At 67.3% G+C, this 13,034-nt stretch carries 11 protein-coding genes and 1 riboswitch; of the genes, 6 read left to right on the top strand and 5 right to left on the bottom strand.

Annotated elements, in window-relative coordinates; all coding sequences use genetic code 11:
• Positions 1-104: 104 nt before the first annotated feature.
• The 3 genes from ACYU98_RS13960 to pdxH all read right to left on the bottom strand — a co-directional run bounded on the left by ACYU98_RS13960 (position 105) and on the right by pdxH (position 3,173).
• The gene (locus ACYU98_RS13960; protein WP_460468820.1) at positions 105-944 is read right to left on the bottom strand and encodes a C40 family peptidase; all 840 of its coding nucleotides are present in this window, start codon (positions 942-944) and stop codon (positions 105-107) included.
• Positions 945-947: 3 nt separating this feature from the next.
• Positions 948-1,124, bottom strand: a riboswitch (cyclic di-AMP (ydaO/yuaA leader).
• 163 nt (positions 1,125-1,287) lie between these two features.
• Positions 1,288-1,977, bottom strand: a complete 690-nt coding sequence (locus ACYU98_RS13955; RefSeq protein ID WP_460468819.1) for a metal-dependent transcriptional regulator — start codon at positions 1,975-1,977, stop codon at positions 1,288-1,290.
• 515 nt (positions 1,978-2,492) lie between these two features.
• Positions 2,493-3,173 carry a pyridoxamine 5'-phosphate oxidase gene (pdxH, locus tag ACYU98_RS13950; RefSeq protein WP_460468818.1) on the bottom strand — a complete coding sequence of 227 codons (681 nt, stop codon included), beginning with the start codon at positions 3,171-3,173 and terminating at the stop codon, positions 2,493-2,495.
• Between the two features lie 33 nt (positions 3,174-3,206).
• Between pdxH and serC the strand changes: the two genes are divergently transcribed.
• Both serC and pepN read left to right on the top strand, forming a co-directional pair.
• Positions 3,207-4,343, top strand: coding sequence for a phosphoserine transaminase (gene serC / locus ACYU98_RS13945; protein ID WP_460468817.1), 1,137 nt, complete (start codon positions 3,207-3,209; stop codon positions 4,341-4,343).
• Between the two features lie 33 nt (positions 4,344-4,376).
• A complete protein-coding gene (pepN, locus tag ACYU98_RS13940) occupies positions 4,377-6,908 on the top strand; it encodes an aminopeptidase N (protein ID WP_460468816.1) in 2,532 nt (843 codons plus the stop codon).
• An 86-nt stretch (positions 6,909-6,994) separates the two neighbouring features.
• Here the strand turns inward: pepN and ACYU98_RS13935 are convergent, their stop codons facing one another.
• Together ACYU98_RS13935 and ACYU98_RS13930 are read right to left on the bottom strand one after the other, a co-directional pair.
• Positions 6,995-8,284 (bottom strand): MFS transporter, encoded by a 1,290-nt coding sequence (locus ACYU98_RS13935; RefSeq protein WP_460468815.1) that lies wholly within the window; start codon positions 8,282-8,284, stop codon positions 6,995-6,997.
• Positions 8,281-8,703, bottom strand: a complete 423-nt coding sequence (locus tag ACYU98_RS13930) for a MarR family winged helix-turn-helix transcriptional regulator (RefSeq protein WP_460468814.1) — start codon at positions 8,701-8,703, stop codon at positions 8,281-8,283. Before ACYU98_RS13930 ends, ACYU98_RS13935 begins: the two co-directional genes overlap by 4 nt.
• A 109-nt stretch (positions 8,704-8,812) precedes the next feature.
• Between ACYU98_RS13930 and ACYU98_RS13925 the strand changes: the two genes are divergently transcribed.
• The 4 genes from ACYU98_RS13925 to ACYU98_RS13910 all read left to right on the top strand — a co-directional run bounded on the left by ACYU98_RS13925 (position 8,813) and on the right by ACYU98_RS13910 (position 13,034).
• Positions 8,813-9,508 carry a response regulator transcription factor gene (locus tag ACYU98_RS13925; RefSeq protein WP_460468813.1) on the top strand — a complete coding sequence of 232 codons (696 nt, stop codon included), beginning with the start codon at positions 8,813-8,815 and terminating at the stop codon, positions 9,506-9,508.
• Positions 9,509-9,570: 62 nt separating this feature from the next.
• Positions 9,571-10,971 (top strand): sensor histidine kinase, encoded by a 1,401-nt coding sequence (locus ACYU98_RS13920; protein ID WP_460468812.1) that lies wholly within the window; start codon positions 9,571-9,573, stop codon positions 10,969-10,971.
• 81 nt (positions 10,972-11,052) lie between these two features.
• Positions 11,053-12,453 (top strand): S1C family serine protease, encoded by a 1,401-nt coding sequence (locus ACYU98_RS13915; protein ID WP_460468811.1) that lies wholly within the window; start codon positions 11,053-11,055, stop codon positions 12,451-12,453.
• Positions 12,454-12,731: 278 nt separating this feature from the next.
• Positions 12,732-13,034, top strand: coding sequence for a WXG100 family type VII secretion target (locus tag ACYU98_RS13910; RefSeq protein WP_460468810.1), 303 nt, complete (start codon positions 12,732-12,734; stop codon positions 13,032-13,034).

Here is a 13,034-nt window from a genome sequence, read left to right as displayed (position 1 = left end):
CCTACGTGACGCAGGTCATCGCCCGAAGGGTCGCGGCAGAATGCGCAACGGCCCGCCCCGCCGCAGCGGAACGGGCCGTTCAAAGCTCCGAGGGAGCTTGGCAATCAGGCGCGCAGGTAGCCCGTGGGGGTGTCCCAGATCGGCTGCAGGCGAACGCTCTGGCCCGGGTAGGGCGCAGCGATCATCTTGCCGCCACCGACGTAGATGCCGATGTGGTGAGCCGGCGAACCGAAGTAGACCAGGTCGCCGGGCTGGGGGTTGCTGACGTGACGCATCGCGGCCACCTGGGCGCTCGCGGTGCGCGGGATCGAGATGCCCGCCTGGGCGAAGACGTACTGGGTCAGACCCGAGCAGTCGAAGCCGGACGGCGAACTGCCACCGAACACGTAAGGAACGCCGATGTAGCGCGACGCGATCGAGACGATGCCGCCGGTGGCCGGGGTGTTATCAACCGTCGAGGTCGTCTTCGGCGCCGCGACCTTCGCACGAGTGGTCGTAGCGACCTTCGTACGGGTCGTGGTGGCCGTCGCACGCGCGGTGGTGGCGCTGTGTCGGGTGGTCGACTGAGCCTGCGCCGGACGCGTTGCCGACTGGGTCGGACGCTGGCTCGATCGCGAGACCTGCGTGGTGGCGGCTGCCGGGGTGGTCTTGGCGTGCTGCTGGGCGACCAGTCGCTTGGCGTAAACCAGGTTCAGCTGCGGGGCGGCGGCAGCGGTCTGCTGCAGCGATGCCGGGCGAGCCTGCACCACAGCGGCGGCGGCCGGGGCCACCTGCGCCGGAGCGGCGGTCATCGAAACATTGCCGGTGGCTGCAACAGCGGTGTTGCTGCTCGCCGCCGCGGTGGCTGCGATGCCGCCAGCAGCGGCCATCAGGGCGGTGGCCCGAACGGACGTCGTGAACTTGGTGGGCGAGGTATGGCGCCCACGGCTAGCAAAAAAAGACACAGTAAAGCCTCTCGTGCGCCTACGAGGTGAGCTGTCGGGCTCGGGGGGAGGTTTCCACCGGCCGCTGCGCGCACGTCTCCCCCGAATTCGGTGCGGCACAACGACTTAGCCCCAAGGACGAACCAAGGTCCGCCCACAATTGGGTCCCCCGCTCCTGCCCGCGGGTTGCATAACTCCGACCGGACGGGCAGGACTCGGCTACACCCGGTGGGGCCATCCCTGGTGGGACGACCGTCGTCGAGGCTAACTGAGGCACCCCTCCAGCACCCAAACGAGCGGGCTGGCTGTGGACAAGATCACGTTTATCCGCCGGCGGTCGGAACTCTCGACGGAGCAGTGTCAATCAGACGTCGACGAAGACGTGGTGGGCGACATCCAACGGCAGTGAGACGGCGCCACCGGACCCGGTCGCCTGAGCGACAACGCGGTCGCCTTCGCGGCGAGCGGTCACGACCGCGCCGGGCACCAACGCGGCGCCAGTGAGGACTGCAAGCGTGTCGTGGTCGGCCTGGGCGGGCTCGCCAATGCGCCGCACGACGAAGTCGGCCTCGACCTCGGTGACGCGCTCGATCAATGGCGCGACACCGTCACGGAATTGAACGAGGGTGGCCTTCTCGCCCAACTCCTCGAGACCCGGAATCGGGTTGCCGAAGGGCGACAGTTCGTGGTTGTCGAGCAGTCCGAGGATCTTGCGCTCGACACGTTCGCTCATCACGTGTTCCCACCGGCACGCCTCGTCGTGGACGAACTCCAGTTCGAGTCCGAGGACATCGACCAAAAGTCGCTCGGCGATGCGGTGCTTGCGCATGACACGGGTGGCCAGCTGGCGGCCGTGGTCGGACAGTTCCAAGTGGCGGTCTCCGGCCAGGGTCACCAGACCGTCTCGTTCCATCCGAGCAACGGTCTGGGACACGGTGGGACCGGAGTGGCCGAGCCGCTCGGCGATGCGCGCGCGCAGCGGCACGATCCCCTCCTCCTCAAGGTCGAAGATCGTGCGCAGGTACATCTCAGTGGTGTCGATGAGGTCGCTCACGGCTCCAGCCTGCCACTCGGCACCGACAGGATCGCCAGCACCCACGAATTTCGCCCGGCGAGAGTTCTTGAAATGGATACCTGCGGCATGCTGGATGCCGTATAAATGCTCTCGACGGGGTGCTACCCCCTTGGCACCTTCGTCCGAGCCTCTGGCTCCTCGGCCGGCACGCATTCTGCGTGCCGGCCGAGTTCGTTCCGGGACATTTCTGACTTCGCCGGGGCGGCGAATCCACCTCCACCGAAATATCCATTGCGACCGCTTCCGCCGCGGCGTAGCGTCGGCCGTACACGAGAAAGGAGGTGGTCCGAAGCATGATTTCTCATCGGACGCGTGAGGTGGTTGCGCACTAGCGCAACCGGAACCGTCAGCCGCCCTTCGTGTGGCCGACACCGGACGAGCGGAGTGAAAACACCGCAACCGCCGAAGCCCGTGGGTGTGCGACCCGTCCATTGCACCGCCGGAAATATCCGGCAATCCCACGGGCTTCTTCACGCCTGTTCGCAGACCCAGCGCTACGGCTGGCGGCGCTCGACCCGCCAGGCACCCGGGGTCGCGAGATCCCCTTCGGATTGACGGACGAAGACCAGGCGGTCGTGCAACCGGGAGGAACGGCCAGCCCAGAACTCGACCTCGGTGCAGTCGATCACATATCCACCCCACCGATCCGGCAGCGGAACATCGTCCGGTCTGCCGGTGTCTGGCCACTTCGCCTCGAACTGGGCGACCTGTCGCTCGAGATCGGCGCGGCTGCCAATGGGCTGCGACTGTTGGGAGGCCCAGGCGCCGATTCGACTGCCCCACGGGCGGCTCTCGAAGTAGTCCCGAACGGTGTCGCGGTCGAGTTCCCTGGCGACACCAGCGAAGCGAACGGCGCGGAACATCGAGGTCCAGGTGAGGGTGCCCGCCACCCGCGCGTTTCCTGCGAGGTCGTGGCCCTTGCGAGAGTCCAGGTTGGTGTAGAAACCGGGACCGGCGGCGGTGAGATAGCGCATCAACACCGTTCGGACACGAGGCTGCCCGTCACCGTCGACGGTCGCCACGCTGATCGCGTCGGGCTCGGGAACATCACCCTTTTCCTGCTGCCGCTGGTGGGCTTGGTGCAGCCATGCCTCGATCAGCGGCAGCGGCGCCGCCGGCAGATCCCGCTCGTCCAAGCCCTCGCCCGCGTAGTCCCACCGTTCGATCGGTTCCATGCGATCAACGTACGCGCTGGCAAGATCGACGCCGTGAGCGATGCCCCTCGGACCACGCAGCCCCCGCAGATTCCGCGCCACCTCCTGCCCGGCGATGGCCGTTTCGGCAGCGGCCCCAGCAAGGTGCGCCCGGCGCAACTGTCCGCGCTGGTCGCTGACGGCGTTTCGGTGATGGGCACCAGCCATCGCCAGCGGCCGGTGCTCGACTTGGTCGGCGAGGTGCGCGAGGGCATCGCGCAGCTCTACTCACTGCCCCCCGACTACGAAGTCATCATCGGCCTCGGCGGCTCGACGACCTTCTGGGACGTCGCGGCCCTTGGACTGGTCGAGCAGCGGTCGCAACATGCCGTGTTCGGCGAGTTCAGCTCGAAGTTCGCCACGGTGACCACGAAGGCTCCCTTCCTGCAGGACCCCGACCTTCGCAACGCGGCGCCGGGCAGCGTCGCCGATCTGCAGCCGGTCGACGGCGTCGACCTCTATGCGACCGCCCACAACGAAACCTCGACGGGCGCCAGCGTCCCGGTCAGCCGGGTTCCGGCCGACGGCGCGCTGACCGTCGTTGACGGCACCTCCGCGGCCGGCGGCATCACGCTGGACGTCAGCGCCACCGACGCCTATTACTTCGCACCGCAGAAGTCCTTCGCCTCCGACGGTGGCTTGTGGATTGCGCTGCTCTCCCCCGCTGCCATCGAGCGAGCCGGACGGATATCCGCCTCGGACCGCTGGATCCCCGATTCGCTCAGCCTGCAGCTGGCCATCGAGAACTCACGCAAGAACCAGACACTGAACACCCCGGCGCTGGCCACCTTGATTCTGTTGCGCGAACAGTTGCGCTGGATGCTCGACCAGGGCGGCCTGGCCTGGTGCGCGCAGCGCACCGCCGACAGCAGCACCCGGTTGTACGACTGGGCGCAGCACAATCCGTACGCGACACCGTTCATCTCCGACCCGGCCCACCGCTCGCAGGTGGTCGGCACCATCGACCTCGACGATCGGATCGACGCCGCCGCTGTTGCGGCGACGCTGCGGGCGAACGGTGTCGTCGACACCGAGCCCTACCGCAAGCTGGGCCGCAATCAGTTGCGGATCGGGATGTATCCGGCGGTCGAACCGGCCGACGTCACCGCACTGACGCAGTGCATCGACTTCGTGGTCGACGCCCTGGGCTGAACGGGATCACCGGTCGTGCTTGACTCGTCCCTCGTGAGCGCAGACCTGAACCTGACCTGGCAGGAGTGCGACGCGCGGGGTGACCAGATCACTGTCACCGCCGCCCGCGTCGAGCTCGACCTGACGACCGCCCCGACCGAGAGCGCGACCTTCACCTCGCGTACGACGTTGGTGTTCGACTCGACCGGCCCGGCGACCTGGATTGACCTGGTCGCCGACGAGATCGAGGCGGTCGAACTGAACGGTGCCGCGATCGAGCCGGCCTACGACGGTGCTCGCCTGCTGCTGCACGACCTGGCCGGTCACAACACGGTCATCGTCACGGCGCGGTGCCGATTCAGCCGCACCGGCGAGGGCATGCACCGCTTCCTGGACCCGCAGGACGGCCGGACCTACCTCTACACCCATTGCGAACCCACCGATGCGCGCCGAATTTTCGCCTGCTTCGAGCAGCCCGACCTCAAGGCGCGCTGGACAATGGTCGTCACCGCGCCGCGAGACTGGGAAATCCGGTCCAACCAGCCCGAGGTCGCCCGCGAAGAAAACAGCGCCACGGATGCGGCAACGGCGACCTTCGCACCGACCCCGCCGCTGTCGAGCTATCTGGTGGCAGTTGCCGCGGGGCCCTACCACCGGGTCGACAGCGAGTGGATCAGCGACGACGGTCAGCAGGTGCCGCTGACCCTGCTCTGTCGGCGCGGGATGGCCGACCACCTCGAGAGCGAGGAGATCTTCGAGCTCACCACCGCTGGTCTCGGTTTCTACGACGCGAACTTCGGCTTCGCCTACCCCTGGGGGAAGTACGACCAGATCTTCGTGCCCGAATACAACCTCGGCGCAATGGAGAACCCCGGGCTGGTGACCTTCAAGGAGGACTACCTCTTCCGCGGCGGTGCCACGGTGATGAACCGCACCTCGCGCGCGGAGGTCGTGCTCCACGAGATGGCCCACATGTGGTTCGGCGACCTGGTCACCCCGCAGTGGTGGGACGACCTGTGGCTGAAGGAGTCGTTCGCCGATCTGATGGGCTATCAGGTCAGCCAGGAAGCCACCCGTTTCGATCAGGCGTGGCTGCAATTCGCCTCCGGTCGTAAGGCGTTCGCCTACCGGTTTGACCAGATGCCGACCACCCACCCGGTGATCGCAAACATTCCCGACCTCGAGGCGGCCCGGCAGAACTTCGACGGGATCACCTACGCCAAGGGCGCCTCGGTGTTGCGTCAGCTGCAGGAGTTCATCGGCCGCGATGCCTTCTTCGCCGGAGCCCGCGACTACTTCGCGGCCCACGCCTTCGGCACTGCCCGCTTCACCGACCTGCTCGCCGCCCTTGCCACTCACACCGATGCCGACCTCGACCAATGGGCCAAGGTATGGCTGCACACCACCTATCCCTCACGACTGACCGCGACCGTCGAACGGGACGGGGCGCAGATCACCGCGCTGACGCTGGAGCAGTCATCCGTTGGCGACGTCATCCGCCCGCACCGGATGCGGGTTGCTGGCCACGTCGTCAAGGCGGGCCGGTTGGAGCAGACCTTCGATGAGCTGGTGCTGCTTGAGGGTCCGACGGCGATGCTGCCGGCCGCGGTCGGCAAGTCCGCCGATCTGGTGATCGTCAACGCGGGCGACCTCACCTACGGCATCAGCCGACTGGACGAGCGCTCGCGGGCGACCGCGGAACAGCACCTTTCGACTCTGGGCGACGACCTTCAGCGTGGTGCGGTCTGGACGGCATTGTGGAATCAGGCCCGCGACGCGCAGATCCCGCCGGCTGACTTCGTACGAATCTTCCGGGCGCAGGCGCCGACCGAACCGAACGCGATGATCCTGCGGATCATTGCCGGCCAGGCCCAGACCGCGATCGGCAGTTACCTGCTGGCTGCCGACCGCGCCGCCGCCTGGTCAGCGCTCGGTGCCACGGCCCGCGACGCCCTCGCTGTGGCGGCGCCCGACAGCGATCTTCAGCGCATCTGGGCGGAGATCCTGGCCGAGGCCGCCGCCCACAGCGACACGATCACCGACGACGCTCTGGCGTTGGCGGCCGGCAAGGGCCCGCAGGGCCTGGAGGTCAATGCCGAGTTGCGCTGGCAACTGGCCGCCTCGTTGGTGCGGATCGGGCGCTGGGGCGCCGACGACGTACGCGCGGTGTTGGCCGACGACGACACGATGATCGGCCACACCAGCAGCCTGACGGCGTACGCAGCGGACCCCGCCACGCAGCAGCAGTCGTGGGACGAGCTGGTCGCTGCGGACAAGCTCAGCAACGACCACCAGCGGGCCACGCTTGCCGGATTCGCGCTCAGCCACCCGGGCACCCGTTTTGTCGCGGACTACGTCGCGCTGCTCGACACCGTCTGGCAGGGACGACCGCAGTCGATGGCCCAGCGCTTGGTCACCGGTCTCTTCCCGCAGGTCGACGCCGACGCCGCGGGTGATGCCGCGGTGGCCGCGGTCAACGGCTGGCTTGATGCCCACCCGGTCGCCCCGCGAGCGCTGCGCCGGGTCGTCATCGAGGCCGTCGACAACGCCGAACGCGCGCAACGCGCCCAACGAGTGAGCGGCTGATCAGCGCACGATCGCGCTGATCAGCGACACCAGCAGGATGCCGACGAGCACCCCAATCACCAGGTAACGCCGAGACCGCGGCGACATCAGCGCACCTGCTCGGGGGTGATCGCCGCAGCCGCCTGCTGGCGCGAGGTGACCTCGAGCGACCAGGGGTGACGGTTCAGATGGAGCTGCAGATCTCGCGTGCGCATGGTGTAGAGGATGGCAGCGATCGCCGCGATCCCGCTGGCGATACTGCCGACCAGGATGGTCCAGCGCGCCCCGAAGCTGGAGCCGACCCAGCCGATCATCGGCGCACCCAAGGGGGTGCCGCCCAGGAAGATCGCCATGTAGAGCGCCATCACTCGGCCACGCATCACCGGTGACACGCTCAGCTGCACGGCCGAGTTAGCGGTGGTCAACACGGTCAGCGCGGCCAACCCGGTCGGAATGAGCAGGATCGCGAAGGTCACGTAGTTCGGCGCGAACGCCGCAGCGGCCGAGGAAATGGTGAAGGCGATCAGCGCGGTGAACAGCACCCGCAGCCGCGGCTTGGGTCGACGCGCGGTCATGAGGGCAGCGGTCAGCGAGCCAATGGCCATCACCGAGCCGAGCAGTCCGTATTCGCCGGCGCCCTTGTGGAACACCGTGGTCGACATCAGCGCAATGGTGATCTGGAAGTTCATCCCGAAGGTGCCGAGCATGAACACGACGAACATCAGCAGCATGATGTCGCGCCGTCCGCGAACGTATGCCAAGCCCTCGCGCACCCCGCCCTTCCCCTTCAACCGAGGCGACCGCAGCAACTCGGCCGGTCGCAGGGTCATCAGCGAGCCGAGCACCGCGATGAACGAGACCGCATTGACCAGCAGCGTCCACCCGGTGCCGATGGCCGCGATCATCACGCCGGCCACGCCGGGTCCGATGAGCCGGGCCGCGTTGAACGACGCGCTGTTCAGGCCAACCGCGTTGCTGAGTTTGTCGGGCGGGACCATCTCCGACACGAACGCTTGCCGGGTCGGGTTGTCCAGCGCGGTCGAGACACCCTGCGCGAGCGCCAGCAGGTAGATCTGCCACAACTGGGCCACCCCACCGAGCACCAACAGTGCGGTGACCAGGGCGTTCAGGGCGAGCGTGATCTGGGAGATCATCAGCAGCTTGCGTTTGTCGTAGCGGTCAGCGAACGCGCCGGCCATCGGCGCGAGCACCACGACCGGGGCGAACTGCAGACCGGTCACGATGCCCAGCGCGGTCGAGTCGTGGTCGGTCAGCTGGGTCAGCACCAGCCAGTCCTGAGCCACCCGGCCCATCCACGTTCCGGTGTTGGAGACGATCGCTCCGGCGGCATAGATCCGGTAGTTGCGCACCGAGAGGGAGGCGAAAGTGGGGCTCATCGCGCCAGCGCCCGGGTCAGAATTTCGGTCGCCTGGGCGAGCACCTCGCACTCAGCATCAGACAGTTCCTCGACCCGTTTCTGCATCCACCGGTCGCGCGAGGCTTTGGTGTCGATGACTGCCTGTTCACCGGCGGCGGTGATCTGCACCCAGGTGCGCCGGCGGTCCTTCTCGTCGGGTACCCGCTCCACCAGCGCGGCGTCGGCGAGCGCCGCGACCGTACGGGTCATCGACGGTCCGCTGACACACTCCGACTCGGCCAGTTGAGTCAGCGTCATCGCCTCCTCCCGCACCTTGCAGAGCACCGAGAACTGGTGAGGGGCGACGGTGTCGACATTCTCGAAGCGAGTTCGTCGACTGATGCGCATGCAGGCCATGCGTAGTTCGGCCGAGAGGTTGGCGCGATCGTCGGATTGCATCGATTCCTTCGTACGGGGATGAACAGGAGTACCTCCTTAGCTTAACTCATTACCTGAGCTAACCATTCCTCTCAGTAGACTCCCAGGCAACTCTAGGATTGTGGGCGCCATGGACACCGCCGAAGCGAAGCTGCTCGTCGTCGAGGACGAGACGAACATCCGCGAGCTGCTCGCGACCACCTTGAAGTTCGCCGGATTCGAGGTGACCACCGCCGCGAACGGCAACGACGCGCTGCGGCTGGCCGCATCAGTCACGTTCGACCTCGTGGTGCTCGACGTGATGCTCCCCGACATGGACGGCTTCACCGTGACCCGCACCCTGCGCTCGCGCGGCATCGAACTGCCGATCCTGTTCCTGACCGCACGCGACGCGGTGCAAGACAAGGTCAAGGGACTCACCGTCGGCGGTGACGACTACGTCACCAAGCCATTCAGCTTGGAAGAGGTCGTTGCCCGGATCCGAGCGGTGCTGCGGCGCACCTCCGACGGCAACAGTTCGTCCGCCTCCATCGTGGTCGCCGATCTGGAACTGGACGACGACTCCCACGAGGTACGCCGCGACGGGGCGATCATCGACCTGTCGCCGACCGAGTTCAAACTGCTGCGCTACCTGATGGTCAACTCTGGCCGGGTGCTGTCGAAGGCGCAGATCCTCGACCACGTCTGGGACTACGACTTCCGTGGCGAGGCCGGCATCGTCGAGAGCTACATCTCCTATTTGCGCCGCAAGGTCGACATCGTCGGCGAACCGCTGATCCACACCAAGCGCGGCGTCGGCTACGTGTTGCGGGCACCTCGCGATTGATGCCGTTCTCCCGCACTCGCGAACGGGTCGGAGCGCTCCCCCTGCGCCTCCGGCTCGTAGCGATGCTCACCTTGCTGCTTCTGTTGGCGCTCACCGTGACCGGCGTCGCGGCCAGCCTGCTGCTCCAGCGCTACCTGCTGCAACGCCAGGACGCCGAGCTGCGCGCCGCGACCTCACCACTGGTGAGCGCGGCGCTCGCGGCTCGACCGGACGGTGACACCCAGCTGGTCCCGGCGTACGTTCCAACCGGCACCTACGTGGTGCGACTGCGGGGCGCTGACGGCAACCACACCGACACCTTCCGACCGCCTGGCGCGAGCGTCCCGAACTGGCCCGAACTAGGCGAATCGAGTGGCACCGCAGGCCCGTTCACCGTCGATTCGCAGACCGGCGACGACCACTGGCGAGTCATGGTCGGCACTCACACCGACGCGGCCCACGGCACCTTCCGCTACGCCGTGGCGGTGTCGTTGAACAGCGTCGACGCCACCGTCAGCCGGGTTGTCGCGATCGTCACGGCCACGGGTGTGATCGTCACACTGTTCGGTGGATTTGCTGGCTGGTACGGCGTGCGGCGCGCCTTCCGGCCCCTCACCGAGATCGAGGACACTGCCGCCACCATCGCCGGTGGCGACCTGACCCGGCGCGTTCCCGAGGCCGACAGCCGCGACGAGGTCGCCAGCTTGTCCCGCTCGCTGAACCTCATGTTGGCGCGCATCGAGGAGTCGTTCACCTTGCGCGAACGCTCCGAGGAGAAGATGCGGCAGTTCGTCGCCGATGCGTCCCACGAGTTGCGCACCCCCTTGGCGACGGTGCGCGGCTATGCCGAGCTCTACCGCCAGGGCGCGGTCTCGAGCCCGACCGACGTTGCCGCCGCTGTGCTCCGGATCGAGAACGAGGCCACCCGGATGGGCGGGATGGTCGAATCGCTGTTGCTGCTCAACCGCTTGGACGAGCCACACGGTGGGCATCAGTTGACCGGTGATGAACGCGACGAGGTCGACCTGACTGTCATCGCTGCCGACGCGGTGCAAGATGCCCGCGTGCGCGACCGAGACCGCGAAATCCGAATGCTCAGCCGGTCGGGTCCTGTCGGACCGACCCCAGTCATCGGTGACGACTCGGCCTTGCGGCAAGTGATCGCGAACCTGATCGGCAATGCCTTGCGCTACTCCCCCACCGAATCACCGATCGAGGTGGCCGTGGGCGCCGAGGGCGACTACGGCGTCACCGAGGTGCGCGACCACGGCCCTGGCATCCCCGCCGCGCTGCGCGATCGCGTCTTCGAACGCTTCTACCGGGCCGATGAGTCCCGCAACAGCGCCACCGGCGGCAGCGGCCTAGGCCTGGCGATCGTCAAGGCGATCGTCGACTCCCACGACGGCTCTGTTGAGGTCCGGGAAACATCCGGCGGGGGCGCGACGTTCCTGGTACGGATTCCGCTCGCGACACGGAACGCATAGGACACCCACAGCTTCGGGCCAGCCCGCGCTCACGGCGCACACCTTGACTCAAAGGCGGCCGAGGTCACCAGGAGGAGACACATGAGCAACGAGCACCCAGACCGGAACGACGACATCACCGGACCGATCCCACCGGTTGACGCGACCGGCCAGCAGCCGTCCTTCGGGGCGCCCGGCCCGTCTGCGGGAGCAGGACCGTTCGCGAACGCCGGCCAGCAGCAGCCGTTGCCGCAGCGCCCCCGACCGGAATACGGCCAGCACGCACCCCAGCCCGCACGCGAGGCCGCCCCGCAGCCGCAACCGGTATGGGCGACACCGGCGTACGGCGACCCGTCGGCAGCGCCGTACGGATCGACCGCCGTGCAGAACCGCTCGCGCAAGGGCGCCCCATGGATCGCGGTTCCCGTCGCGGCCCTCCTCGCTGCGGCGCTCGCCAGCGGCACGACCTACGCGCTGGCCGACCACAACGCCGCCGGTGGCAGCAGCACCACCACCAAGGTGGTGGCCGCTAACCCGGCGGACTACAAGGACGGCAGCGGCACCAACTGGACCTCGACCGCCTCGAAGGTCACCGAGAGCGTCGTCTCCATCTCCGTCACCAGCGGGTCGACCGGCGGTGAGGGATCCGGGGTGGTGCTCGACACCAAGGGCAACATCGCCACCAACAACCACGTCGCGAGCGCGGCCGGGAGCGGCGGTCAGATCACCGTCACCCTGACCGACAACCTGACCTACAAAGCGAAGGTGGTCGGCACCGATCCGGCCACCGACCTCGCAGTCATCCGACTGGAGAACCCCCCGGCCGGGCTCAAACCGATCTCGATGGCTGAGGCCGCCACCCTGGTGGTCGGTCAACCGGTGATGGCCGTCGGCAACCCGCTCGGGCTGTCCGGCACCGTCACGACCGGCATCATCAGCGCGCTCAACCGGCCGGTGACCACCAGCGGCTCGGAGAGCTCCTCATCGGCTTCCCCGGTCACCACCAACGCGATCCAGACCAGTGCCGCCATCAACCCGGGCAACTCCGGGGGCGCCTTGGTGAACGTGTCCGGCCAACTCATCGGGATCAACTCCTCGATCGCCGCTGTCGGCAATTCCTCAGGTTCCACCCAGTCGGGAAACATTGGGATCGGTTTTGCTATCCCTGTGTCCGTCGTCAAGTCGATCACCGACCAGCTGATCAGCAAGGGGTCCGTGACCCATGCCCAGCTCGGGGTGAAGGTTCGCACCGCCTCGGTGAAGGTCGGCGACGCGACGGAGACTGCGGCCACGGTCGATGAGGTGCAGTCGAACACCGCCGCATCCGCAGCCGGCCTCAAAAAGAACGACGCGATCATCGCGGTCGACGACAACCAGGTCGTGTCGTCCGATTCCTTGGTGGGCTACGTGCGCGCCAAGACTGTCGGCGACAAGGTCGTCGTGACCATCATCCGTGATGGGAAGGAATCAAAACTCACCGTGCAGCTCGGCAAGGCGAGCTAGCTCGGTGGACAGGGCGCGCCGGTCACTCCTCCCCTTCCTCCGACCGGCGCCCCGACGGGGTAGGTGCCCTGGCTTGTGACGGGTCCAGGGCGCCGCACCACGGGGCGGTGGCGAAAGCCACCGTCCCGTGGTTCTTTTATGCCGACCTGCTGGCTTGGCCCTCAGTCAGTGGCGATCGCGGCGCACGCCTGTGGATAACTTTCCGGGTCGCTTCCCGGATCGGCGTACGGTCCCCTTCAACGCCTGCCAGCGGGGCGGGCAAAACAGGGAGGACGACCATGCCGACAGACGGCAAGTACACCGTCGATGCCGCCGCGATCTCGCGCCACGCCACCGACGTGAAGACGATCGCGACCCAGATCCAGACCTCGATGGACACGATGCAACGCAAACTCGAGGCTTTGCAGGGCGTGTGGACCGGCGCGGCCGCGGGTCAATACACCCAACTGCACACCGACTGGACGACGACCCAGAAGAAGGTGAAAGGCACCCTGGAGGAGATCGGCCTCGCGCTCGGGAAGGCGAGTTCGGCCTACTCCATCACCGAGACGAACGTGAAGACCTCGTTCACCGGAGCTTGA

The organism is Calidifontibacter terrae (assembly GCF_054778835.1).
The sequence above is the reverse complement of the archived record's forward strand: the minus strand, read 5'-3'. Positions and strand labels throughout refer to the sequence as shown.

Excerpts from the sequence above, each read along its gene's own strand:
- ACYU98_RS13915 (WP_460468811.1), top strand. The coding sequence starts at position 11,053 with ATGAGCAACGAGCACCCAGACCGGAACGACGACATCACCGGACCGATC.
- ACYU98_RS13935 (WP_460468815.1), bottom strand. The coding sequence starts at position 8,284 with ATGAGCCCCACTTTCGCCTCCCTCTCGGTGCGCAACTACCGGATCTAT.
- pdxH (WP_460468818.1), bottom strand. The coding sequence starts at position 3,173 with ATGGAACCGATCGAACGGTGGGACTACGCGGGCGAGGGCTTGGACGAG.
- ACYU98_RS13910 (WP_460468810.1), top strand. The coding sequence starts at position 12,732 with ATGCCGACAGACGGCAAGTACACCGTCGATGCCGCCGCGATCTCGCGC.
- ACYU98_RS13930 (WP_460468814.1), bottom strand. The coding sequence starts at position 8,703 with ATGCAATCCGACGATCGCGCCAACCTCTCGGCCGAACTACGCATGGCC.
- ACYU98_RS13920 (WP_460468812.1), top strand. The coding sequence starts at position 9,571 with ATGCTCACCTTGCTGCTTCTGTTGGCGCTCACCGTGACCGGCGTCGCG.
- ACYU98_RS13925 (WP_460468813.1), top strand. The coding sequence starts at position 8,813 with ATGGACACCGCCGAAGCGAAGCTGCTCGTCGTCGAGGACGAGACGAAC.